Genomic DNA, 22,829 nt, shown 5'->3' on the forward strand with positions numbered 1-22,829 from the left:
GGAGCAACCCGTACACGCTTGTGAACGCGTTCACATTCACAAGCAATTATGCCGCATACCCGTTCGACGGCGAATGGCCGGGGGGTCCCCCACCCGGACCGAGGGTCCCGGCCAGGCAGGGCCGCCCGGCCCCTGGCGCGCAGAGAAGCGCCCCGGTTCCACGTGAAACCGAGGCGCTCAGCCGCTCTGTCCAGCGCTTACAGGTCCTTGCGGAACCCTTCCGCCGCCTTCAGGAAGATGTCGTTCGCCTCGTTCTCCCCGATCGTCACCCGCACACCCTCGCCCGGGAACGGCCGCACCGTGACGCCGGCCTGCTCGCACGCCCCGGCGAAGGGGACCGTGTGCCCGCCCAGCCGCAGCCACACGAAGTTGGCCTGCGTCTCGGGCACCGTCCAGCCCTGCGCCCGCAGCCCCTCCACCACGCGCTGACGCTCGCACACCAGGGAGCCGACCCGGCCGAGGAGCGCGTCCTCGGCGCGCAGCGAGGCGATCGCGGCCTCCTGGGCGAGCTGGCTCACTCCGAACGGCACCGCCGTCTTGCGCAGCGCCTCCGCCACCGGCTCGTGGGCGATGGCAAAGCCGATGCGCAGGCCCGCGAGGCCGTATGCCTTGGAGAACGTCCGCAGGACGCACACGTTGGGGCGCTTCCGGTACAGCTCGACGCCGTCGGGCACCTCGGGGTCGCGGATGAACTCCCGGTAGGCCTCGTCGAGCACGACCAGCACGTCGCTCGGCACCCGGTCGAGGAACCGTTCCAGCTCGGCCCGCTTCACGACGGTGCCGGTGGGGTTGTTGGGGTTGCAGACGAAGATCAGCCGGGTCCGGTCGGTGATCGCGTCGGCCATCGCGTCCAGGTCGTGCACGTCACCCGGCGTCAGCGGCACCTGCACGGCCTTGGCGCCGCTGATCTGCGTGATGATCGGGTAGGCCTCGAAGGACCGCCAGGCGTAGATCACCTCGTCGCCGGGGCCCGCCGTCGCCTGGACGAGCTGCTGGGCGACGCCGACGGAACCGGTGCCCGTGGCCACGTGGGAGGCGGGGACACCGAAGCGCTCGGCCAGCTCGTTCACCAGGCCCGTACAGGCCAGGTCCGGGTAACGGTTGAAGGAGGAGGCGGCGGCCGTCACGCTCTCCATCACGCCCGGCAGCGGCGGATACGGGTTCTCGTTGGAGGACAGCTTGTAGGCCACGGGACCACCGGCCGCGGCCGGCCTGCCCGGCTTGTAGGTGGGGATCCCCTCCAGCTCGGCGCGCAGCTTGGGGCTCGTCTCGCTCACCGCAGTCCTCCTCATGACCACCACCGGGTTCAATACTGCTCACCTTATGAGGATTCGGCGCGGGAGCGAACAGGTGAGCAGGGACCACTGCAGGAACCGAGGGACCTCTGTGACGTCTGAGGACGAACGTGCACGAAGGCGTACGCGCCAGGGGGCGCGCTGTACATATATCTACGCGCCGGTGGCTCACGCCGTGGCGCGCATCCCTCGTGCAGGTGAGTTGAGACCTCTTCGAGACATCGGCGCCTTGGCAGGCTCATGCGCGTCGACACGACACGTCCTGGCATAGGAGCAAGCAATTGCCTTGATTTCCAAGGTACTTGACCCCAGAAAGCCTTGCAGAAACGTGCCTGTCAACGCGTGCATATGCGTCCGCCCTACCCCACCTGATGAGCCCTACTATCGGCTCGCCATGACAGCAGCAGGGAAGCACCAGGTGAGCCGCGCGGAAACCTCACGCCGAGGCAACCGGCCGGGCCGGGCGGGCATCAGGGACGTGGCCGCCGCCGCCGGAGTCTCCATCACGACCGTCTCCGACGCCCTCAACGGCAAGGGCAGGCTCCCCGACGCCACCCGACGCCATGTCCGCGAGGTCGCCGACCGACTGGGCTACCGCCCCTCAGCGGCCGCCCGAACCCTCCGTACCGGCAAGTCAGGACTCATCGGCCTGACCGTGACCACGTACGGGGATGAACCTTTCACCTTCACCGAGTTCGCGTACTTTGCGGAGATGGCGCGCGCCGCGACCTCGGCCGCGCTCGCCCGCGGCTACGCGCTCGTCATCCTCCCGGCGACCTCACGTCACGACGTGTGGTCGAACGTCGCCCTGGACGGCACGGTCGTCATCGACCCGTCGGACCAGGATCCGGTGGTCAGCGAGCTGGTCCGGCAGGGCTTACCGGTCGTCTCCGACGGCCGCCCGGCGGGCTCGCTCCCGGTCACCGCATGGGTGGACAACGATCACGAGACCGCCGTTCTCGACATCCTCGACCACCTCGCCGACGCCGGCGCCCGTCGCATCGGACTGCTCACGGGCACCACGACCGACACGTACACCCACCTGTCGACCAGCGCGTACCTGCGGTGGTGCGAGCGGGTCGGCCAGGATCCGGTCTACGAGGCCTACCCCGCGCACGACCCGTGCGCGGGCGCCGTGGCCGCCGACCGGTTGCTGGCCCGGCCCGACCGCCCCGACGCCGTCTACGGCCTGTTCGACCCCAACGGCACGGATCTGCTGGCCGCCGCCCGCCGCTACGGGCTGCGGGTGCCGGAGGACCTGCTGATCGTCTGCTGCAGCGAGTCCACGGTGTACGCCAACACCGAGCCACCTGTCACCACCCTCTCGCTGAAGCCGCGCCGCATCGGGACGGCGGTCGTCCAACTCCTCATCGACGCCATCGAGAGCGTGGAATCGAACGGACCGGTCGAGCAGGTGATACCGACCGAACTGATCGTGCGGACCTCGTCCCAGCGACGCCCGCCTCGGACGACGGTCAGCCCGCCGAGGGCCCCGGAGGAGAAGTGATCCGAGCCGCCGCCCTCGCCACCCCCGCTCGTGCGGGTGGCGAGGGCGGCGGCTCGCGGGGTTCCGGAGGGTGGAGAGCCGCGTCAACGCAGGTAAGCGGAAGGGCACGTACGGGCGATTTCCGACGGCGGCGATCAGGTCTCGGACGGCAGCGGCTTCTGCGGGGGCCGACCGAGGGAGCTGACGGCTCCGAGGAGCCGGCGGCGCCTGCGGGCACGGAGACCCGAGGGACGGAGCTGACGGCTCCGAGGAGCCGGGCGACGCCTGAGGGCAGGCAGACCTGAGCGGCAGCTGACGGCCTTGGGGAGCCGGGCGACGTCCGACGGCCCCGGGAAGCCGGGCCGCAGGGCAGACGGCCGGGCCCGTGGCCCACGGCCGAAGATCCACGCCCGACTCCGCCACCCGGGAGAACCCGTCTCGCGACGGCCGCCGAGATCGCCCTCTCCGCCAGCCGAGAACCCTCACCTCCCGCCGCCGAGGTCGCCCTCGCCGACCGGCTGGGCCGCCCGCGGGGGTGGTGCACGGGTGCGGGCACGGTGTGAGCCGGGTGAGCGCGGGCCGCCGAAGCCCGGGCCAATCGGGGCGAAAGCCGCGATGAACTGGAGCCTTGCTCCGATTCACCACCCCTGGGTCATCACACGGCGCGATCCGCATTCCTATGATGGGCGCACGGCACCGCGGGCCGCTGCGACCAAGCAGCCCGAAGTGTGCAGATGCGGCGCGATGGTGGAGGGGTCTGATGACTCAGGGGGCCGGTCAGGGACCCGAGGTGGAGCGGACGGCGACGTTGCGCGACTTCCGGGTGCCCGCGTACGTCAACGAGACCGGTCCGTACGACCACGGCACACACCCCGGCAATGCAGCGCCGCCCCTCGAGGAGCCCCTGGAGCACCCGGAGGGCTACACGCCCACCCAGCGCGACCTGCCCGTCATCAGCCGCCGCGGCGACACCCTCCAGGTGGCCGTGGACCCGGCGACCGCGCAGGCACCGCTGCCCGCGACCGGCCCGGGCCCGCTGTTCGTCGTCGGCGACGTGCACGGCTACCTCGACGAACTGGTGGCCGCACTGCAGGAGAAGGGCCTGATCGACGCCGCCGGCAACTGGTGCGCGGGCACCGCCCGGCTGTGGTTCCTCGGCGACTTCACCGATCGCGGACCGGACGGCATCGGCGTCATCGACCTCGTCATGCGGCTGTCCGCCGAGGCCGCCGCGGCCGGCGGATACTGCAAGGCCCTCATGGGCAACCACGAACTCCTGCTGCTCGGCGCCAAGCGCTTCGGCGACACCCCCGTCAACTCCGGCGCGGGCACCGCCACCTTCCAGGCGGCCTGGCTGCTCAACGGCGGCCAGAAGTACGACATGGACCGTCTCCAGGACCACCACCTGCAGTGGATGTCCCGTCTCGACGCCGTCGAGGAGGTCGACGGCCACCTGCTCGTCCACTCCGACACCACCGCCTACCTCGACTACGGCGACTCGATCGAGGCGGTCAACGACACCGTCCGCGAGACGATCACGCGCAACGACGCGGACGAGGTGTGGGATCTGTTCCGCAAGTTCACCAAGCGCTTCTCCTTCCGCGACGAGGGCGGTGCCGACGCCGTCCGCTCCCTGCTCGATACGTACGGCGGCACCCGCATCGTTCACGGCCACAGCCCGATTCCCTACCTGCTGGGCGAAGTGGGCTCCGAGGAGGGCGAGGACACCGGCGGTCCCCACGTCGAAGGACCGCACGTCTACGCCGACGGGCTGGCCATCGCGATGGACGGTGGCGTGACGATGGCCGGAAAACTGCTGGTCCAGCAACTGCCCCTGGATATCTGAATGTTCCCGGGGCACGGCGTGCCCCGTTCCGGCACCGCCGGCGGCACCGCAGGCCAGGGGCCAATTTCGGCAAACCCCCTGTCACCCCATGCCGTCGCCGCTCTACCATCGGCTTATCCGTAGCAGGCTCCCCTCCGTTTCTGCCCGACGGCTCGTTGGCATGCGAGCCCCAAGCCCTACGGAGCATCGGGGGATGCACATGAACAGCGTTCCGCAGCACCTGCACAGCGAGGACCGCCAGGAATTCGAGCGGATCCTCGACGAGGCGCTGCGCTCCGCACCACGCCACCCGGATCTGGCCGCTGTGGGACAGCGGCTCAACCCCGAACAACTGCGCACCATGGCACTCAACGCCTCCGCGCTCATCACCGTGGCCGCGGCAGCCGAGTACCAGCACTACGTGAAGATCCGCGAGGAACTGCGCCACCCCGCGCCGTCCATCCAGTCGTCCACGCCCGAGTCCGGTTCCGCCGAGCCGGGCGAGGCCGCGATGGGACTCGCCACCACCGTGGGCGATGCGGCCGAAGCCGCCGGGGCGGGCGCCGTCGCCGCCGTCCTCACCCCCGTACTCGCCGGGACCGCCGCGGTGATCTTCCTGCTCGTCGGCTACGTCCTCAGGGCAGTCGATCCCGAACAGGCGTTCGCCCGGACCATGGTCGCGGCCGGCTGGGCGTTCGGGGCCGTGGCCGCGGCCGCGATCCTCGTCGCCACCGTCGCACTGCTGCTCACCGCCCTGCGCAACCGGCCCTCCCTGACGGCCGAACCGTACGGCGAACTGAACGAGGAGGTCACCCGGGCCAAGGAAGCCTGGCGTGAAGCCCTGCTGGAGCGCGGCATCCTGCCGTTCCTCCGGGAGGCTCTCGCCGCTCCCGGCACAGCGGCCGCCCTGCACACCGATCCGGCCCCACCGGCCCCCACCGGCCGGCTCCCGAAGATCGGTTACGGGCGCCCGGGCTTCAGCAGCCCCGACGACGGGCGCTCGACCGGCCCTCGGCCGAGCTTCAGCAGCCCCGACTACACCAGCCCCGAGTTCGGCGGCCCGGAACACCAGCCGGAATAGGCCCGGGCGCACAGGCCGGCCCGGGCCGTATCGGGTTCGGGCCGTATCAGGCCTGGGCCATGTCGAGCCCGGGCCTCATCGGACCTGGGCCATGTCGAGCCCGGGCCGCATCGGGCCTGGGCCAGGGTGTGCTCGGGCCGGAGCGAGCTTCATGCTGCTCGCTGCCGCCTAGCGGTGGTTGTTGGGTGGTGGGTGGTGGGTGGCGTTGTTCGGTGACGGGCGGCGGGCAGTGGGTGGTGGGCGGCGGGTGGTGGGGAGCCTGATCCGGGTTCCGGCCGTTCGGGGCAAGGCTGGACGCCTCAGAGAATGCCGGCCCGCGTCGCTGCCGTGATCCAACTGGGGAACTCGGACAGGAGCCGGTCGTAGAGTTCCTGGTCCGGGACGGTGCTGATGTCGTCCACGGCGAAGAAGCCCACGTTGTCGACGCGTCGTCCCGGCAGCGTGTCGAACCGCTCCAGGACCCCGTAGTTGGACCGGCCGAGCCCCACGAACTGCCAGAAGATCGGTTCCTCGACCGCCTCCCTCAGCTCCCGCTCGATCGCCGCATCGCGGTACACCCCTCCGTCGGAGAAGAAGAGCACCAGGGTCGGGGCGGCCGCCGGATTCTCCCGCACATACGACCTGACCTGGGCAATCGCCTTCTGCTCCTCGTTCTGGATGCCGACCGTGCGCATGTCGACCTGCCCCGGCTCCATCCCCTTGCGAGGCTTCTTCCCTCGCCGGAACAGACTGATCTCACCCACGCGCACATGCAGCCGCAGCCACTCGGGGAGTTCGCCCAGACTCAGGTCGGGGAGACGAGCGGCCTCGCTGGCAAACGTCCAGGCCTGCATCTCGCCGTCGTCGTCGAGCTGGGCCGCCACCGCTGCCATCCGCTCCACGACATCCGCCACCACCCCCCGGGAGTACAAGAACGCCATCGACCCGGAGGCGTCGAGGACGAGCACGATGCGCGCACTGATCCCGGTCGCTCCGCGCTTGCTCAGGCTGACCGCGACCTGTTCCTTCCGCAGCGACAGCCGTTTGCGCATGTCGACGGGCAGCCGCTCCTCGCCCTTGCTCAGGCGAGGCCCCGCAGGCGGGACGGGCGGAGGTGAGACCGGACGGGCGGGCGGAGCTGCGACAGCCTGGACGGGCGGTGGCGTGGCCGGCTGAACGGGAGAAGGTGCGGCCGCCTGGACGGGCTTCCCCGGGGCAGGCGGGGCAGACGCCCTCTCCGGCTCGTCGTCGACCGTGATCCCGAAGTCGGTGGCCAGCCCCGCGAGTCCGGAGGCGTACCCCTGCCCGACCGCCCGGAACTTCCAGCGGCCTTCCCGCAGGTACAGCTCACCGCCGATGAAGGCCGTCTCCGTGTCGGCCTGCATCTCGAAGCGCGCGAGCTCGGACTGACCGCCCGCACCGAACAGTCGCAGCGTCAGACCCGCCACCTGACCGAAAGTGCCGCCGTCAGCCGACGCACACAGCACCACCCGCGCGATCGCACCCTCCAGCGAGCGGAGGTCGACGTCGACCGCGTCGGTCATGACACCGCCGTTCCTCCGCTTGCCGACGTGCCTCACGGCGCCGGACGCGTGCTGCGGCTGGTTGTAGAAAACGAAGTCCGCGTCGTCGCGAACCCGCCCGGCGTCGGTCAAGAGCAGCGCCGAGACGTCGACGTCCGGCCCCCCGGTGCCCTCGGCCCAACTGAGTTCGACCCGGACATCGGGTGCATCGACGGGCAGATTGGCGCCCTTGCTCATGGATCGCGCTGTCATGGAGGCAAGTCTGCCGAGCCGACGGCCGAGTTCAACCGCACCGGCAAGAACTCCTTCCTCCGTGCCCTTCTGCCTCCCCGTACCCACGCCGGCTTTCCACGGGCCTTGCGGGCTTTCCCCGGCCCTTCCTCGGCCCTTCCCCGGCCCTCCATGGCCTTCCACGGCCCGTCCGCAGGCTCTCCGCAGCCCGTCATGACGCTGTCCAGGTCATCGAGCGTGATGGGGACTTCTCCAGCATCCCCTCGGCGATCTCCTCCGCCGAAGCGCGTCGGCCCACACCGAACCTCGCTCCCCGATCCGTGATCGGATAGCCCATGGTCGCCGGATGCCTAGATCACTGGCGTCGGCATTCTCATCCACACCCGTCCGGGGGGACTCATGCAAGCGCACACGACACGGCGCACAACAACAGCCGTGGCGGCTGTCATCGGAGTGCTCCTCGCTTCAGGGTGCACCGCGCAGGAGCCCAAGGCCGCCGGGAGGGCGTCGCGCAGCACCAGTTCGGCCAAGGCTCCGTTGGCACCCCTGACAGTGGCGCAACTCAAGAACCTTGCTTTCAAGGACGGAGAGGTGCCGCAAGCCCACGACCCCATTGTGGTGAACGAACCCCGACCGGAGGGAAGCGGACGCTCCTTCCCGCCCGTCTCCGTGCCTGCCTGCCAGCCACTTCTCGACATCCGCAGCGGCGAGGGGTCATTCGCTCACGTCTTCCAGATCTTCAACTGGAAGGAGAACATCATGGGCGGCGGCTCGACACTCGCCTCCTACGAGGAGGACGAGGCCAAGCAGCGCTTCGCGGAACTCAAGCAGTCCCTCACCACTTGCCGGTCATACGAGGGCGACAGCTACTCCGGACCGATCAAGGTGACGGTGACAACGGAGACACCGCCCCAGGTCGGCGAAGAGGCGGTGGCCTTCCGAGAGATCATCCCCATGGGACCGCCCGGAGACCACAACGAGCAGTTCGTCGTGGTCCGCACGGGGAACACCATCGCCACCTTCGCCGAACTCGGCGTAGGCGAAGGCCGCTCGTTCCCCGCCGAGCTGATCAGTCGGCAGGTGGAACGGCTACGGAACGCCCAACGGCCTTGAGCACCGGCTCAACGGCTGGCCGACGTCCGCGTAGCCGTAGGCCAGCCGTATGCCCAAGTCAGTCTGCGAGCGGCAGGTACACCCTGTTCCCGCTCGCCGCGAACTCCTTCGATTTCTGGAGCATCCCCTCCGCGACCTCCTCGGGAGATGCCCCCTCTGCCGCCGCACCACCGAACCGCTCGTTGATGCTCTGGCTGATCTTCATCGAGCAGAACTTCGGCCCGCACATCGAGCAGAAGTGGGCCGTCTTCGCGGGTTCGGCAGGCAGCGTCTCGTCGTGGAACTCCCTTGCCGTGTCCGGGTCGAGGGCCAGGTTGAACTGGTCTTCCCAGCGGAACTCGAAGCGGGCGTCGGACAGCGCGTCGTCCCATTCCTGCGCACCGGGGTGCCCCTTGGCGAGATCGGCCGCGTGAGCCGCGATCTTGTAGGTGATGACCCCGGTCTTGACGTCGTCACGGTTGGGCAGGCCCAGGTGTTCCTTGGGCGTGACGTAGCAGAGCATGGCCGTGCCCCACCAGGCGATCATCGCGGCGCCGATACCGGACGTGATGTGGTCGTACGCAGGCGCGACGTCGGTCGTCAGCGGGCCGAGCGTATAGAACGGAGCTTCATCACAGATCTCCTGCTGAAGGTCGATGTTCTCCTTGATCTTGTGCATCGGGACATGTCCCGGGCCCTCGATCATGGTCTGTACGTTGAAACGCTTGGCGATCGTGTTGAGTTCCCCGAGCGTCCTCAACTCGGCGAACTGTGCCTCGTCGTTGGCGTCCGCGATCGAGCCCGGCCGCAGGCCGTCGCCGAGCGAGTAGGTGACGTCGTAGGCGGCGAGAATCTCGCAGAGTTCCTCGAAGTTTTCGTAGAGGAACGACTCCTTGTGGTGCGCCAGGCACCAAGCCGCCATGATCGAGCCGCCGCGCGACACGATGCCGGTCTTACGGTTGGCGGTGAGCGGGACGTACGGCAGACGGACGCCTGCGTGGACCGTCATGTAGTCCACGCCCTGCTCGGCCTGCTCGATGACCGTGTCCTTGTAGATCTCCCAGGTCAGCTCCTCGGCGCGGCCGTCGACCTTCTCCAGCGCCTGGTACAGCGGCACCGTGCCGATGGGAACGGGGGAGTTGCGCAGCACCCATTCGCGGGTGGTGTGGATGTTGCGGCCGGTGGACAGGTCCATGACCGTGTCGGCGCCCCACCGGGTCGCCCAGGTCATCTTCTCGACCTCCTCCTCGATGGAGGACGTCACCGCCGAGTTGCCGATGTTGGCGTTCACCTTCACCAGGAACCGCTTGCCGATGATCATCGGCTCGATCTCCGGGTGGTTGACGTTGGCCGGCAGCACGGCACGGCCGGCTGCGATCTCCTCGCGGACCACCTCAGGAGAAACGTTCTCCCGGATGGCCACGAACTCCATCTCGGGTGTGATCTCCCCCCGGCGTGCATACGCGAGCTGGGTGACCGCCTTGCCGTCCCGGCTACGGCGCGGCATCCGGGGCCTTCCCGGGAAGACCGCATCGAGGTTGCGCAGGCCGCCGCGCGGCGAGGTGTGCTTGATGCCGTCGTCCTCGGGGCGAACCGGGCGGCCCGCGTACTCCTCGGTGTCCCCGCGAGCGACGATCCAGTTCTCGCGCAGCGGCAGCAGACCCCTGCGAACGTCGGTCTCGACGAGCGGATCGGTGTACGGGCCCGAGGTGTCGTACAGCGTGACCGACTGCCCGTTGGTGAGGTGCACCTGACGGACCGGCACGCGCAGGTCGGGGCGAGCGCCCTCGACGTACCCCTTGTGCCAGCCGATGGACTTCCCGGCCTCCGAGTCCTTCGCGTCGACCGCGTTCGCGTCGACGGCATTCACGTCGACCGCGTTCTCGCTGGTCGCGTTCTGCGTGGAGGCAGGCGTGCGTACGTCCTTGTTGGTCATGAGACCTACTCCCTACGCCGGCATTACCCGGTAACAGGTTCGGCGGTCGACGCAGCGGCTACCGCCTGCCGACGTTTCATGTGAAACATCACTCGATTCGAGAGACGTTCCACGTGAAACATCGCGAAGACGGAGGTCAGCGCCCTCTCAGCCCGGTGCTCCGAGCTCCCGCGTGTGCAAAAGTGCTTCCACGCTAGCGCCAATTCGGGCGCGGTGAACAGAGGGCCCCTGCCGTTCTTGGGATGATCGGTCGGTGACCACGACACACCAGCCCCCGTACCCGCCCGAGCCGCCGCGTCGGCCTGGTGCCGGAAACGGCCCCGCCAACGGCCCCCGCGGCGTCTCCGGACGTGGTCCCAGAGACGATCGCGACTTCGCCGGCGGTCACGGCCAGGGGAGCGTTCACGAGCCCGGACGACCTCACGGCAACGCTCCCGAGCGTGGACCGGGATACGCGGGAGGACTGGGCGGTCTGGCGCGCGGTGGAGCTCCTGGCGGTCGAGGCCCGAGCTCCGGCGCAGACCCCGGGCAAGGACACGGAGACGCGTTCGGATACGGCGGCAGAGGCAGCGGGAGCGGCAGCGGCAGCGGCAGCCACGAGGACCAGCAGGGATACGGGCAGGGGTACCGGCCGGAATACGGCTCCGACTTCGGGTCCGGGTCCGCTTACGGCTCCGCGTCCGGTTACGGCTCCGGTCACGGCCGTGACCGCGAGCACGATCACACGGAGAACCTCGCCGGAGGCCATGGCGGCGGCCACGGAAATGGCTCCGGAAATGGCTCCGGCGAGGGACACGACGGCCACGGGCACGACGGTCCTGGGCACGGCGGCCATGGACACAGCGGCCACGGGTACGGCGACGGTGGAGATGGGCCGGGGTCCGGCGGAGGACACGAACCAATCTCAGGCGGCGGGCATGGGCCCGGTGCCGGTCACGGGCATGGACACGGCCACAGCCACAGTCACGGCCCGGCCGCCCCCGTCTCCCAGCACCTGCGGAAGGTCATCGCGGCCATCCTCATCCCGTTCGGCGCCGCGGTGCTGGTCGGCCTGGTGGTGCTGTGGCCCGGCGGCGCCCCGGCGCACGAACGCACCGGCGTCGGCTTCGATCGGCAGACCCAGCAGGCAACGGTCACCAAGGTGGTGAGCGTGAGCTGCGCTTCCGTGAACGCCTCGGGCGACACCCCCACCGGCGACACCTCCACGGCCGAGGGCTCCTCGGCGCAGCAACAGGCGAGTGGCACCTGCAAGAAGGCCACGATCCGTGTGGACACCGGCAAGGACAAGGGCCGTACTTTCACGGAGATCGTCCAGCCGGACCAGTCACGGCAGTTGGACCAGGGCGAGAAGGTCGTGGTCGCCTACGAGCCCTCCGCGCCGAAGGACCTGCAGTACTCGGTCACCGACGTGAACCGTCGCATCCCGATGGCCGTGCTGGCCATCATCTTCGCGGTGGCCGTCGTGGTCGTCGGGCGGCTTCGGGGCGTGATGGCGCTGATCGCGCTGGCCATCAGCTTCCTGGTGCTGAACTTCTTCGTGCTGCCCGCGATCCTGCAGGGATCGAACCCGCTGGTCGTGGCCGTGGTGGGGTCGAGCGCGATCATGCTGATCGCGCTCTACATGTGTCACGGTCTGTCGGCCCGGACGTCGGTCGCTGTGCTGGGAACGCTCATCTCACTGCTGCTCATCGGCATCCTCGGTTCCCTGTTCATCGACTGGGCTGCGCTGACCGGCAACACGGACGACAACACCGGCCTGATCCACGGTCTGTACCCGTCCATCGACATGAGCGGTCTGCTGCTCGCCGGCATCATCATCGGCTCGCTCGGTGTCCTCGACGACGTGACCGTCACTCAGACGTCTGCGGTCTGGGAACTGCACGAGGCCAACCCGTCGATGGGCTGGCGCGGGCTGTACCGGGCCGGCATCCGTATCGGCCGTGACCACATCGCCTCCGTGGTCAACACCCTCGTCCTCGCTTACGCCGGTGCCGCCCTGCCGCTGCTGCTGCTCTTCTCGATCGCGCAGAGCAGCGTGGGCGGCGTCGCCAACAGTGAGCTGGTCGCGGAGGAGATCGTGCGCACGCTGGTGGGCTCGATCGGCCTGGTCGCCTCCGTGCCCGTCACGACGGCCCTGGCCGCCCTCGTGGTCTCCGCCGACCGCCCGGGCACGGACCGGCCGGCCGGCCGGCTCCCGGAGACGTCTCCGGCCGGTTCGGCGGGTTCTGCGGCTTCAGCGGCTGTGACGACGGCGGCGGCCGCGACGGCCACGGGTCCGGCCCAGGCCCGGGGCGGCCGGGGCAGGCGACGCAAGCGCTGAGACGCCGCTGCGCGAAGCCGGGCCCGCTGTGGAACCAGCCACGGTGGGCCCTGCGACCGAGCGAGCACTGGTGGCACCGGGTGGCACTTGGTGGCACCCGCTGACACCCGTGCCAAGGGCCGCCCCAGGCGCGCCCCGGCCCGCCCAGGGCCGCCCAGGGCCGCAATCCTTCTGGAGAAGACGCCCAGGGAGCCCACCCCCTGTGGAGAAGCGTTCCTGCTCATCCCCGTCCGGCGGCGAGGCTTTTCGGTCACCGCTCACCGGCACCTCGTCAGCCGGCGCTCTGCTCCTCCGCGAGGATCCGGTCCAACGCCTCGTCCAGATGCGCGTCGAAATCCGCAAGCGCAGCCTCCTGGCCCAACGGGACCAGTTTGTCGGTGCGGTCGAGGAAGGCCACGAGGGGTGCCGCCGAGGAGCGGAAGAGTGCCTGGTCCCCACTGACCTGAAGCCGGATCAGGACCTCTCCCAGCACGTCGGGATCGACGGGCGAGACGCGGACGTCGCCCTCACCGCAGGGTCTGCCCACTCCATCGATGAGCAGCTCACGACCGAAGGCCCAGGTCACCGGGGCGTCACCGGGCAGGTGGAAGGTGAGCCGCACGGCGTAGGGATCGCACGACTCGTAACCCAGTTCCACCGGGATGCGGAACGAGAGCTCCTCGGACACGAGGAAGCTCATCATGACCTCTGCCTGTACTGCCTGCACGGACTCGCGCATCGCCTAACCCCGTCATTTGCCGTCGATTGGCCGGGAATGAACCTTCTGACACTGCAGGCATCTTGCTGAACGTACACAACAGATCACAAGGAGTGAGTTTTCAGATACTGATAGAGATCGCGAGGGACCCCAGCAGTCGCCCTACCTCGTCCTGCAACTGACGGGCGGCGGGGATCAGACGGGCGGCGTGGTGGGCGGGCAGGGAGATCGCCATCGTCGACGCCGTAGTGCCCACGGTGATCGGGATGGCGGCGCACACGGTGCCCAGCGCGTACTCCTGTCGTTCGACGACCGGATCCATGCGCGGCATCCGTTCCAGGCGCCGCAACAGGGTGTGGTTGTCACGCACGGTGTACGGGGTGATCGACTGCGCCGGATAGCGACGCAGGTGGTCGCGCCGGGCGTCCTCGTCCAGTTGGGAGAGCAGGCACTGGCCGATGGCGTGAGCGTGGCCCGTCTCGCGGAAGTCGGCCCACTCCTCCACCGCCGGGTTGCCCGGGGTGTCGGAGACGCACATGATCTCGATCTCGCCGTCCCGGTACCGCGCGTAGTACACGGGGACACCGATCGAATCGCGCCACTGGGCGAGGGTGTCCGCGACCGTGCTGCGACGTTTCTGCGCCGCTCCGCTGCTGCCGAGCCGTTCGGCGGCCTCGCCGAGGAAGAACAGCCCTTTTTCGCGGCGCAGATAGCCCTCGTGCACGAGAGTGCGCAGCAGGTGGTAGGCCGTGGGCAGGGCGAGGCCGGTCTCGCGGGCCAGCTGTTTCGCCGGGGCTCCGTACTCGTGCTCGGCGACGGATTCCAGCAGGCGCATGGCGCGTTGCACGGAACCGATCAGGGTGGCTGCGGGGTTCGAAGGCTCGGGAACGGCCGTGTTCGGCGGGCGCTGGAGCGGAGGCGCGGCAGAACGCGGCCGGCTGGGGGGTGCGTAGGGTTCTGCGGTTGCGGTGTCAACCATGGGAAGGGTCACTCCCGAAGCGCGAGGGGGCGGTCCGTGCGGGGAACACGGGAGGGGGTGTACGCCGCTCGCGGGGCCTCGTCCCCGCGTCGAATTCCGGACTTTAACCCTCTGCCACCGCTTGCAGACGGGCTGTGGGAAAACTTCCCCCGGCCGAGGGAACCGGCGATTCCTGTTACCGATCACCGGTCTTCGGCACCGCTCTTCCGCCGCGCGCTACCAGTCGCCGCGCCTCACCAGTCGCTGCGCGACGACGAACTCGACATGAACTTTCGTACGACGTAGATCAGTCCGCCGACCAGCGCCACGAAGACCAGCAGCTTGAAGAGCAGGCCGATCACGAAGCCGACGACGCTGGCTATCAGCCCGCCGAACACGACCAGCGCGATGACCGGCACCGCGACCCACTTCACCCACCACGGCAGTCCCGAGAAGATCTCCTGCATCGCCCTCGTCCTCATCCTCTTCGGTCGACGTCCGGCACTCCTGACGGGCCGGATCCTTTCGATGTCCTGCCGTCGATGCTAGGTCCGAAGAGGGTCCCGACGGGGGCCTCGCACCCCTTGTCCTCCCCTGACCGATCCCCTAGGGAACCCCGAGACCGGGGGTCGGCTGTGAGACGGAGTCGCTCAGCCCTCGGGCGGCGAGAACACCACCAGAACCCGCAGATCCTCGCTGATGTGATGGAACTTGTGGGCGACCCCGGCCGGGACGTACACGACGCTCCCGCGGGCCACCTGTGTGGTCTCCATTCCGACGGTGATCGAGGCGCGCCCGCTCACCACGAAGTACACCTCGTCCTGCTTGTGCGGGTTTTGTGGATCATGCGTGCCGGCGTCGAGCGCGTACAGCCCGACCGACATGTTCCGTTCGCGCAGAAACTGCAGGTAGGCACCGTCGTTGGCGGCTCGCTCCGCCTCCAGTTCATCCAACCGGAATGCCTTCATCGACCTTGTCCGCCCTCGTCCGGTGCTCGTTACCGATCTCTCTGCCACGATCAGACACATGAAGAATTTCGTAGTCAAGACGATCGCCAACGCAGGCGCCCTGGCGGTCGCCGTCTGGCTGCTCGACAAGATCACCCTGACCGGTGACAGCACGGGCAAGAAGATAGGCACCCTCATCGTCGTCGCACTTCTCTTCGGCCTGGTGAACTTCCTGGTCAAGCCGCTTGTGAAGGTGCTGACCTTTCCCCTGTTCATCCTCACGCTCGGCCTGATCACCCTGGTGGTCAACGCCCTGATGCTGCTGCTCACCTCATGGCTGGCCGACAAGCTCGACGTGAGTTTCCACGTGGAGGGCTTCTGGACGGCCGTCCTGGGCGGCCTGATCATCTCCGTCGTCTCCTGGGCCCTCAACGTCGTCCTGCCCGACGGGGACTGAGCCCGCGATGACCTACCGCGTCTGCTTCGTCTGCACCGGCAACATCTGCCGCTCGCCGATGGCCGAGTCGGTCTTCCGCGCGCGCGTGCGGGACGCCGGTCTCGACGGACTGGTCGAGGTCGACAGCGCCGGCACGGGCGACTGGCACGAGGGCGAGAACGCCGATCCGCGCACCCTCTCCGTCCTGGAGGGGCACGGTTACGCCCTCGACCACACGGCCCGGCGCTTCGAGCCCTCCTGGTTCGCCCGCCTCGACCTGGTGATCGCCCTGGACTCCGGTCATCTCAGGGCGCTGCGCCTTCTCGCACCCACCGAGGAGGACGCGGCGAAGGTACGGCTGCTGCGCTCCTACGATCCCGCGGCCGCCGACGACGACCTCGACGTCCCCGACCCCTACTACGGGGGCCGGGACGGCTTCGAGGAGTGCCTTGAGATGGTGGAGGAGGCGAGCGCCGGTCTGCTCGTCGCCGTACGTGAGGACGTGGAAGGGCGAGTGGCATGAACGGTTCCGCTACGAACGGGGGGTTCTTGTCGGGCGACGGCACGCGCGCGGTGCGTGCCGGACTGCCCGAGCCGGTGAAGTACGAGCCGACCCTCCCCGGGCCGGTGTTCGCGGCGCACTTCCACCTGCCGGGCGAGCCCACGGGCCCGTACACCTACGGTCGGGACGAGAACCCGACCTGGACGCACCTCGAGCACGCGATCGCCGAGCTCGAGGCGCCGGGGCTGGACGACGTCGAGACGCTCGTCTTCGCCTCCGGCATGGCCGCGATCTCCTCGGTTCTCTTCTCCCAGCTGCGCGCCGGGGACACGGTCGTGCTTCCCAGCGACGGCTACCAGGCCCTGCCGCTGGCGCGCGCCCAGTTGGAGGCGTACGGCATCGAGGTGCGCACCGCGCCGACCGGCGGAGACGCCCAACTCGAGGTTCTCGACGGAGCGAAGCTGCTGTTGATCGAGTCCCCCTCCAACCCGGGGCTCGACGTGTGCGACATCCGCAGGCTCGTCGAAGCGGCACACGCGCGTGGGGCTCTGGTGGCCGTGGACAACACGCTCGCCACGCCTCTCGGGCAGCGCCCGCTGGAACTCGGCGCCGACTTCTCGGTGGCCAGCGGCACCAAGCAGCTCACGGGCCACGGTGACATCCTCCTCGGCTATGTCACCGGACGGGCCGGCGAGCCGATGACGTCCGTACGGCGCTGGCGCAAGATCGTCGGGGCGATCCCCGGGCCCATGGAGGCCTGGCTCGCGCACCGGTCGATCGCCACCCTGCAGATGCGCGTCGAACGGCAGAACGCCGGTGCCCTGGCCGTGGCCGAGGCCCTGCGGGGGAGGCCCGAGGTGAGCGGGCTGCGCTATCCGGGGCTGCCCGACGATCCCTCCCACAAGGTCGCGTCGCAGCAGATGCGGCGCTACGGGTGCGTGGTGTCCTTCACGCTCGCCACGCGCGCGCGTGCCGAGCGCTTCCTCGAGGCGCTGCGACTCGTGGACGAGGCGACGAGCTTCGGCGGGGTGCGATCCACCGCGGAACGGCGCGGGCGCTGGGGCGGGGACGCCGTGCCGGAGGGCTTCATCCGGCTGTCCGTCGGCGCCGAGGATCCCGAGGACCTCGTGGCGGACGTGCTGCGTGCGCTGGAGGAGTCGGAGCGGTGACCGGCTTACGGACGCCTCGCCGGAAACCCTCCACCTACGGCGGACGGTCCGAGCCTCCCCCCTCGTGGCTCGGACCGTCCTCGGTTCTGCGCGCGAAGAACCGCGCGAACCAGGCTAGTTGACTGTGTGTCAGTGTCCAATCACGGTAGCGACAGAGACCTATCGACATATTTATAGTTGGGCCCTGCCTCGAAGCCGGGACAAGGGCAGAGAGGGGAAGGACGCTCCATGGATCTGGCCTTGTTGCGCACCTTCGTGACCGTGCACCGGGCCGGCTCCTTCACCCGCGCCGCCGCCCTGCTGGGCCTGTCCCAGCCGGCCGTCACGTCCCAGATACGCACCCTGGAGCGACAGCTGGGCCGGCCCCTGTTCCTGCGCCAGGCCCGCGGTGTGACGCCGACGAGCATCGGGGACGAGCTCGCCCACAAGGCCGCACCCCATCTCGACGCCCTGGTCGAGATCGCCGAGACCGGTCTCGACGACGAGGCCGCCGACCGGACACTCCATCTCGCCGGGCCCCCCGAGTTCACCGCCGAGCGGGCCCTTCCCGCGCTCACGGAGCTGTCCGGCGGCGGTCAGGGCTTCGCCCTGCGCGCGTCCTTCGGGAACGCCGAGGAGGTCCTGGAGGGCCTCGCCGCAGGCCACCACGACCTGGCCATCAGCACGGTTCGGCCGCGCGGGGCACTGCTCACGGCCACCCCGCTGTGCGACGAGGAGCACGTCCTGGTGGCCGCCCCTCAGTGGCGCGGACGGATCGACGCCGGGATGCTGCACCGCAGGGGCGCGTCCGTGTTGGAGAACCTCCCCGTCGTCGAGGTCCACGAATCGCTGCCCCTGGTCTCCCGGTACTGGGCGTCCGTCTTCGACTCACGTCCGGCCGCCTCGGGCACCGTCATCGTTCCCGACCTGCGCGCGGTTCTCGCCTGCGCGGTCGCGGGAGCCGGTCTGGCGGTTCTGCCCCGCTATCTCTGCGCGGACGCCCTCGCGAGCGGTGACGTCGTCGCGCTGTACGAGCCCGCGGTGCCGCCGCTGCGGACATACGTCCTGGCGGTGCGCACCGGGACGCTGGCGATGCCCCATGTGGCGCGGGCGCACGAGTGGTTGCTGGGGGCGGCAGCCGAGTGGTGCTGACCGCTTCGGGCACGCTGTCACGCGATGAGCCCGCCCAATGACGTTTCGCGATGTTTCACGTGGAACCAGCCGGGCCACATTTCTCCCATGACCGTCCGACCCGTGGTCAAGCGCACCGCACGAGCCGTCCTGCTGGACGGCGACAACCTGATCCTGATCAAGCGCACCAAGCCCGGTGTGGATCCCTACTGGGTCACGCCCGGTGGCGGGGTCGAACCGGACGACGCGACGGTCGTGGACGCACTGCACCGTGAGGTGTACGAGGAACTGGGCGCCAAGATCAGCGATGTGGTGCCCTGCTTCGTCGACACCGTCGAGCACATCGGCGCGGACGGAGGCGCGACCGGTGTGAAGGTGCAGCACTTCTTCGTCTGCCGTCTGGCGTCCATGGACCCGGCGCTGCGGCACGGCCCCGAGGTCGAGGCACCCGCGGGCGAGTACGAGATCGTCCGCGTGCCGTTCACCCGCGTCGGCATCGCGTCCGTCCACCTCGTACCGCTGTCACTGCGGCACTACCTCGACGGCAACATCGAGGGCGTCCGTGCCATGCACGCCCCCGACCTCGGCTGAGGTCCGGGTTCGGTGCCCGGGTTTCGGTCTGGCGCTCGGGGGCCGGAGTCCGGTCCGGTGTGCGTCGCGGGGTCGCCGGTCAGCGCTCGGCGGCGACGAGCTCCTCCACCGAGTCATGGCGTATGCGCTTCGGGGGGATGCCCACCCCGCGCAGGGCGTCCACCCCGCTGCGGATCATGCCGGGCGGACCGGCGACGTAGGCGTCGTACTCGGTCCAGGGCCCGAAGGTGCGTATGGCGTCGGGCAGCTGGAGCAGACCGAGCCGGTCGACCACCGGGCGGACCTCCAGCCACGGGTGGGCCTGTTGGAGCCTGAGCATCGTGTCGATGTCATACAGGTCGTGCTCGCTGCGGGCGCCGTAGAAGACCTCGACCGGTCGCCGCGCTCCACGCTCCGCGACGTCCTCGACCAACGCCTTGATGGGGGCTATGCCGGTGCCGCCGCCCAGGCAGAGCAGTCCGCTGTCCTTGCTGTGGTCCACGGTCATCGAACCGGCCGGCGGCCCGAGCCGAACGACGTCGCCGGGCCGGGCTCGGTGCACCAGCGCGTTGGACACCCAGCCCGCGGGGACGGCCTTCACGTGGAACGTCAGCAGGCCGTCGGAGCGGGGAGCCGAGGCGAAGGAGTAGTGCCGCCAGATCCGCGGCCACCAGGGCGTCTCCAGACTCGTGTACTGCCCGGCGAGAAAGGGATAGGGCTGGTCGGGGCGGACGGTGACGATCGCGACGTCCTGGGTTCTGAGATCGTGCGAGACGACCTCGGCGTACCACCAGGCCGGTGCCCGCAGTTCGTCGGCCGCCGCCGCGTCGATCATGACCTGGGAGATCGTCGTGTAGGTCCGGACCCAGGCCGCCTCGGTCTCGTCGTCCCACACGGTCCCCGCGTACTTGCTGAGCGCACCGATGAGGCACTCGCCGACGGCCGGATAATGCTCGGCCCGCGTGCCGTACTTTCGATGGCCCCGACCGAGGTTCTGCAGGTACTCGACGAGAACCGGGGTGTTGTCGACGTGCTCGGCGGCGGTGAGCAGTGCCTTGAGGAGCCGGTCCCGCTGGGCGTCCATCGCGGGCGGGAAGAGCGAGCGCAGGTCGGGGTGTCGTACGAAGAGCATCGCGTAGAAGTACGAGGTGACCTTGTCGGCCACCGGGGCCACCTCGGTCATGGTGCGCCGGATGCGGACGGCGTCCGGGGACGCTTCCTTGGCGGCTACGGCCTGTGGGGCCGGCGCGAGAACCTCGACGGTCGAAGCCGAGGACTGCGCAGGCGGACCGGCCTCGGCGAGCACGGTCTCGACCGCCGTTTCGGGGACGGACGGACCTTGCGGTATTCGGGGTGCGACGTCCGCGACGGCCCTCTGGGGCGCGTCGCCGTGGGAGCCGGCCGTGCCCCGGCCCACTGGACGCAGTGCGGCGAGGCGCCGGCCGTCCGTGGCCTCCTGCTCGCCGCTCGCCCCCGGCTCGGGCTGCTTTCGCGGGGTGAACCATCCGTCCCCGCCGCCGGACGGGCCGCTGTCAGCCGACCTGGTGGTCGGAGCGTCCATGATGTGCCTCGCCTCGAACATCTTCTAGGTCGGTCTGCGCACTTCCTGGTTCGGAAGGCGCCTTGCTTCCCCCGCAGACGGCTTGTCTCTCCGCTCGGTTCCGCGACCGAGAAGGCCGCGGTCCACCCGGATTTCCGCTCCACACGAACACGTAAGGCAAGAGCGCGGCATGAGCGCAGCGCTCTCACCGCAGCATCCCATCCTGCCCGGACGCCGCGGTCGCATCACCGGAAATGCGGGGAATTCGATCTCTCCGTCCCGTTAGGCTGCATTGCCCTGCTCTCGGCTCGCACGGAATGTACGCATCAGGTCTCACGCGCCTCGTCCCGGAAGCGAACCGGAGTCGACCATACCGGCCGCCGCTCACCACACAAGTACCCCCTTGCCTCAATGGCGTTCACGTGTGCACGAGGTGGCGATGCGCTCAATTCCTCGGCCGGGCAGGCGAATTCAGAACTGGGGGCGTCGCCGTGCGCGACACGGGCGGGCCGAGACGCTTCGAACTCTGTGCGCCATCGTCGCCGTTTCACGTGGAACAGTTCCTCCGACCGGAACCGCTGTTTCACGTGAAACGCTCCCTGGTGTCGACGCACGGTGCGGTTGGCCAGGACATGGCCAAAAGCACGTACGTCCAGGGGAATCAGGTGGACGCCGACCACCCGCTTCGGACAGCCTGACCTGCGTGCCGACTCCTTCCCTCACCGCTCTGCCCATCCGTCGCCTGACGCATCGCGATCTCACCGCCTGCGCCGACTTGTCCGAGGACCGGGGGTGGCCACGCGAGGAGCACAAGTGGGGCCTCCTCCTGTCGGCCGGAAAGGGCTACGGCATCGACGATCCCGACGGAGGCCTCGTCGCCGCGTGCGTCGTCACCGAGTACGGCCCTCACGGCCGCCCCTGCCTCGGCGCCATCGGCATGGTGCTGGTCGCCGAGCGGCACGCCCGGCAGGGCGTCGGTCGGCGGCTGATGCGGCATGTCGTGTCGCTGATGGGCACGACCCCACTCACCCTGCACGCCACCCCGAACGGCCGTCCGCTCTACGAGGAGCTGGGCTTCAAGTCCACGGGCCGGGCAGAAATGGTGCGAGGGCATTTCACCGCACCGCAATCCGTCTCACGCGTCGCCACCCGTGCGGCGACGGCCGAGGACCTCACCGCGATCCTGCGGCTCGACGAGGAGGTGTTCGGCGCCGATCGCACGCATGTGATCACCCGGCTGCCTGCCTTCGCGGACCAGTTGCGAGTCGCCGAGGACGAGGGCAGGATCGTCGGCTTCGCGGCCGCGTGGCCCAACATGGACACCCAGGTCGTGGGCCCGCTGATCGCCCGGGACACGGAGACCGCGAAGGCGCTCCTGACCTCGCTCGCCTCCCGCACGGACCGACCGCTGCGCACCGACATCGACGTCCGGCACGAGGAACTGCTGGCCTGGGTGAAGGCGCGGGGTCTGGAGTCCGTCGCCTTCAACTCCGTGATGACCTACGGGATCACGGAGCTGCCGGGTGACTGGCGCCGTCGTTTCGCCCCGTTGACGGTGGCGGCCGGCTGACGGCACGCGTGCACGGACGGAGCGCCGGTTCCGTGGTCGTCGGGAACCGGCGCTCCGTGAGCGGGGAGAGCGGCGACCTCAGGCGAGCGCCTTCACAGCGGCCGTGGCGAAGCCGTGGTCCTGCTCCGGGGCGCCGCCCCCGACCCCGATCGCGCCGATCAGGCGGCCGTCGCGGTGTACCGGCACGCCGCCGGCGATGAACAGCAGCGGGCGGTCGAGTGCGGTGGGCAGGGTGTGGAAGGGACCGCCGGGCTGCACCGCGTCGACCAGGTCAGCGGTGGGGGCGTTCAGTTGCAGCGCCGTGTACGCCTTGCGCGTGCTCGTCTCTCCGGAGATCAGAACGGCTCGGTCGTCCCGCCGGAAGGCCAGCGGATGGCCGCCCGCGTCCAGGACGGTGACGCTGACCGTGACCCCGGCGGCCTCGGCGGCGCTGCTTGCCGCCGTGACGAGGGCTTCGGCGTCATGGATGGTCAGGGGCGCGACGGTGACGGTGCTCATGGCGGAGGTTCTCCTTGTGGTGCTGTCGGGGCCGGGCGGGGTTGCGCGTTGTTCCGCCGGGACT

20 protein-coding genes are annotated in these 22,829 nt (G+C 69.6%); 11 read left to right on the forward strand and 9 right to left on the reverse strand.

Going from position 1 to position 22,829, the window contains the following annotated elements:
* Window positions 1-197: 197 nt before the first annotated feature.
* Window positions 198-1,277 (reverse strand): histidinol-phosphate transaminase, encoded by a 1,080-nt coding sequence (hisC, locus tag ACZ7DE_RS29335; protein WP_470766344.1) that lies wholly within the window; start codon window positions 1,275-1,277, stop codon window positions 198-200.
* Window positions 1,278-1,689: 412 nt separating this feature from the next.
* Between hisC and ACZ7DE_RS29340 the strand changes: the two genes are divergently transcribed.
* From ACZ7DE_RS29340 to ACZ7DE_RS29350, 3 genes are all read left to right on the forward strand, one after another.
* Window positions 1,690-2,802, forward strand: a complete 1,113-nt coding sequence (locus ACZ7DE_RS29340; RefSeq protein ID WP_470766346.1) for a LacI family DNA-binding transcriptional regulator — start codon at window positions 1,690-1,692, stop codon at window positions 2,800-2,802.
* Window positions 2,803-3,541: 739 nt separating this feature from the next.
* Window positions 3,542-4,627: a metallophosphoesterase gene (locus ACZ7DE_RS29345; protein ID WP_470766347.1), complete on the forward strand. Its 1,086-nt coding sequence runs from the start codon at window positions 3,542-3,544 to the stop codon at window positions 4,625-4,627.
* Between the two features lie 193 nt (window positions 4,628-4,820).
* A complete protein-coding gene (locus ACZ7DE_RS29350) occupies window positions 4,821-5,687 on the forward strand; it encodes a hypothetical protein (RefSeq protein ID WP_470766349.1) in 867 nt (288 codons plus the stop codon).
* A gap of 299 nt (window positions 5,688-5,986) precedes the next feature.
* Here the strand turns inward: ACZ7DE_RS29350 and ACZ7DE_RS29355 are convergent, their stop codons facing one another.
* Window positions 5,987-7,441, reverse strand: coding sequence for a VWA domain-containing protein (locus ACZ7DE_RS29355; protein ID WP_470766350.1), 1,455 nt, complete (start codon window positions 7,439-7,441; stop codon window positions 5,987-5,989).
* Window positions 7,442-8,038: 597 nt separating this feature from the next.
* Here ACZ7DE_RS29355 and ACZ7DE_RS29360 point away from each other — a divergent pair.
* Window positions 8,039-8,533 carry a hypothetical protein gene (locus ACZ7DE_RS29360; protein WP_470766352.1) on the forward strand — a complete coding sequence of 165 codons (495 nt, stop codon included), beginning with the start codon at window positions 8,039-8,041 and terminating at the stop codon, window positions 8,531-8,533.
* Window positions 8,534-8,591: 58 nt separating this feature from the next.
* Here ACZ7DE_RS29360 and thiC read toward each other — a convergent pair whose 3' ends face one another.
* Entirely contained in the window at window positions 8,592-10,448 is a 1,857-nt protein-coding gene (gene thiC / locus ACZ7DE_RS29365) for a phosphomethylpyrimidine synthase ThiC (protein WP_470766353.1), read from the reverse strand.
* A gap of 1,039 nt (window positions 10,449-11,487) precedes the next feature.
* On the opposite strand from thiC, the gene ACZ7DE_RS29370 reads away from it, so the two are divergent.
* Complete coding sequence (locus ACZ7DE_RS29370; RefSeq protein ID WP_470766355.1) at window positions 11,488-12,768, forward strand: YibE/F family protein; 1,281 nt, start codon at window positions 11,488-11,490, stop codon at window positions 12,766-12,768.
* A 271-nt stretch (window positions 12,769-13,039) separates the two neighbouring features.
* Here the strand turns inward: ACZ7DE_RS29370 and ACZ7DE_RS29375 are convergent, their stop codons facing one another.
* The 4 genes from ACZ7DE_RS29375 to ACZ7DE_RS29390 all read right to left on the reverse strand — a co-directional run bounded on the left by ACZ7DE_RS29375 (window position 13,040) and on the right by ACZ7DE_RS29390 (window position 15,391).
* Window positions 13,040-13,486: an SsgA family sporulation/cell division regulator gene (locus tag ACZ7DE_RS29375; RefSeq protein ID WP_470766357.1), complete on the reverse strand. Its 447-nt coding sequence runs from the start codon at window positions 13,484-13,486 to the stop codon at window positions 13,040-13,042.
* Window positions 13,487-13,586: 100 nt separating this feature from the next.
* On the reverse strand, window positions 13,587-14,444 hold the full coding sequence (locus tag ACZ7DE_RS29380) for an IclR family transcriptional regulator (RefSeq protein ID WP_470766359.1): 858 nt from the start codon (window positions 14,442-14,444) through the stop codon (window positions 13,587-13,589).
* Between the two features lie 233 nt (window positions 14,445-14,677).
* Entirely contained in the window at window positions 14,678-14,890 is a 213-nt protein-coding gene (locus ACZ7DE_RS29385; RefSeq protein WP_470766361.1) for a DUF5326 family protein, read from the reverse strand.
* Between the two features lie 183 nt (window positions 14,891-15,073).
* Window positions 15,074-15,391: a cupin domain-containing protein gene (locus ACZ7DE_RS29390; RefSeq protein ID WP_470766363.1), complete on the reverse strand. Its 318-nt coding sequence runs from the start codon at window positions 15,389-15,391 to the stop codon at window positions 15,074-15,076.
* Window positions 15,392-15,449: 58 nt separating this feature from the next.
* Here ACZ7DE_RS29390 and ACZ7DE_RS29395 point away from each other — a divergent pair, with 58 nt between their 5' ends.
* The 5 genes from ACZ7DE_RS29395 (at window position 15,450) to ACZ7DE_RS29415 (ending at window position 19,178) form a co-directional block, all read left to right on the forward strand.
* Window positions 15,450-15,827 carry a phage holin family protein gene (locus tag ACZ7DE_RS29395; RefSeq protein ID WP_470766365.1) on the forward strand — a complete coding sequence of 126 codons (378 nt, stop codon included), beginning with the start codon at window positions 15,450-15,452 and terminating at the stop codon, window positions 15,825-15,827.
* A gap of 7 nt (window positions 15,828-15,834) precedes the next feature.
* The gene (locus tag ACZ7DE_RS29400) at window positions 15,835-16,329 is read left to right on the forward strand and encodes a low molecular weight protein-tyrosine-phosphatase (protein ID WP_470766367.1); all 495 of its coding nucleotides are present in this window, start codon (window positions 15,835-15,837) and stop codon (window positions 16,327-16,329) included.
* Entirely contained in the window at window positions 16,326-17,477 is a 1,152-nt protein-coding gene (locus tag ACZ7DE_RS29405; RefSeq protein WP_470766369.1) for a cystathionine gamma-lyase, read from the forward strand. The genes ACZ7DE_RS29400 and ACZ7DE_RS29405 overlap by 4 nt, the downstream gene beginning before the upstream one ends.
* 228 nt (window positions 17,478-17,705) lie before the next feature.
* Window positions 17,706-18,608, forward strand: coding sequence for a LysR family transcriptional regulator (locus ACZ7DE_RS29410; protein ID WP_470766370.1), 903 nt, complete (start codon window positions 17,706-17,708; stop codon window positions 18,606-18,608).
* An 87-nt stretch (window positions 18,609-18,695) separates the two neighbouring features.
* Entirely contained in the window at window positions 18,696-19,178 is a 483-nt protein-coding gene (locus tag ACZ7DE_RS29415) for an NUDIX domain-containing protein (RefSeq protein WP_470766372.1), read from the forward strand.
* 79 nt (window positions 19,179-19,257) lie between these two features.
* On the opposite strand, the gene ACZ7DE_RS29420 is transcribed toward ACZ7DE_RS29415, so the two are convergent.
* On the reverse strand, window positions 19,258-20,718 hold the full coding sequence (locus ACZ7DE_RS29420) for a globin domain-containing protein (RefSeq protein WP_470766373.1): 1,461 nt from the start codon (window positions 20,716-20,718) through the stop codon (window positions 19,258-19,260).
* Window positions 20,719-21,400: 682 nt separating this feature from the next.
* Here ACZ7DE_RS29420 and ACZ7DE_RS29425 point away from each other — a divergent pair.
* Window positions 21,401-22,267: a GNAT family N-acetyltransferase gene (locus ACZ7DE_RS29425; RefSeq protein WP_470766375.1), complete on the forward strand. Its 867-nt coding sequence runs from the start codon at window positions 21,401-21,403 to the stop codon at window positions 22,265-22,267.
* Between the two features lie 78 nt (window positions 22,268-22,345).
* Here ACZ7DE_RS29425 and ACZ7DE_RS29430 read toward each other — a convergent pair whose 3' ends face one another.
* Complete coding sequence (locus ACZ7DE_RS29430) at window positions 22,346-22,765, reverse strand: GlcG/HbpS family heme-binding protein (protein ID WP_470766377.1); 420 nt, start codon at window positions 22,763-22,765, stop codon at window positions 22,346-22,348.
* Window positions 22,766-22,829 lie beyond the last annotated feature (64 nt).

This window comes from Streptomyces sp. NPDC037083 (assembly GCF_055606485.1).

Coding starts and splice junctions, on each gene's coding strand:
- ACZ7DE_RS29340 (WP_470766346.1), top strand. CDS start 1,690: ATGACAGCAGCAGGGAAGCACCAGGTGAGCCGCGCGGAAACCTCACGC.
- ACZ7DE_RS29345 (WP_470766347.1), top strand. CDS start 3,542: ATGACTCAGGGGGCCGGTCAGGGACCCGAGGTGGAGCGGACGGCGACG.
- ACZ7DE_RS29350 (WP_470766349.1), top strand. CDS start 4,821: ATGCACATGAACAGCGTTCCGCAGCACCTGCACAGCGAGGACCGCCAG.
- ACZ7DE_RS29355 (WP_470766350.1), bottom strand. CDS start 7,441: ATGACAGCGCGATCCATGAGCAAGGGCGCCAATCTGCCCGTCGATGCA.
- thiC (WP_470766353.1), bottom strand. CDS start 10,448: ATGACCAACAAGGACGTACGCACGCCTGCCTCCACGCAGAACGCGACC.
- ACZ7DE_RS29375 (WP_470766357.1), bottom strand. CDS start 13,486: ATGCGCGAGTCCGTGCAGGCAGTACAGGCAGAGGTCATGATGAGCTTC.
- ACZ7DE_RS29380 (WP_470766359.1), bottom strand. CDS start 14,444: ATGGTTGACACCGCAACCGCAGAACCCTACGCACCCCCCAGCCGGCCG.
- ACZ7DE_RS29385 (WP_470766361.1), bottom strand. CDS start 14,890: ATGCAGGAGATCTTCTCGGGACTGCCGTGGTGGGTGAAGTGGGTCGCG.
- ACZ7DE_RS29390 (WP_470766363.1), bottom strand. CDS start 15,391: ATGAAGGCATTCCGGTTGGATGAACTGGAGGCGGAGCGAGCCGCCAAC.
- ACZ7DE_RS29395 (WP_470766365.1), top strand. CDS start 15,450: ATGAAGAATTTCGTAGTCAAGACGATCGCCAACGCAGGCGCCCTGGCG.
- ACZ7DE_RS29400 (WP_470766367.1), top strand. CDS start 15,835: ATGACCTACCGCGTCTGCTTCGTCTGCACCGGCAACATCTGCCGCTCG.
- ACZ7DE_RS29405 (WP_470766369.1), top strand. CDS start 16,326: ATGAACGGTTCCGCTACGAACGGGGGGTTCTTGTCGGGCGACGGCACG.
- ACZ7DE_RS29410 (WP_470766370.1), top strand. CDS start 17,706: ATGGATCTGGCCTTGTTGCGCACCTTCGTGACCGTGCACCGGGCCGGC.
- ACZ7DE_RS29415 (WP_470766372.1), top strand. CDS start 18,696: ATGACCGTCCGACCCGTGGTCAAGCGCACCGCACGAGCCGTCCTGCTG.
- ACZ7DE_RS29420 (WP_470766373.1), bottom strand. CDS start 20,718: ATGGACGCTCCGACCACCAGGTCGGCTGACAGCGGCCCGTCCGGCGGC.
- ACZ7DE_RS29430 (WP_470766377.1), bottom strand. CDS start 22,765: ATGAGCACCGTCACCGTCGCGCCCCTGACCATCCATGACGCCGAAGCC.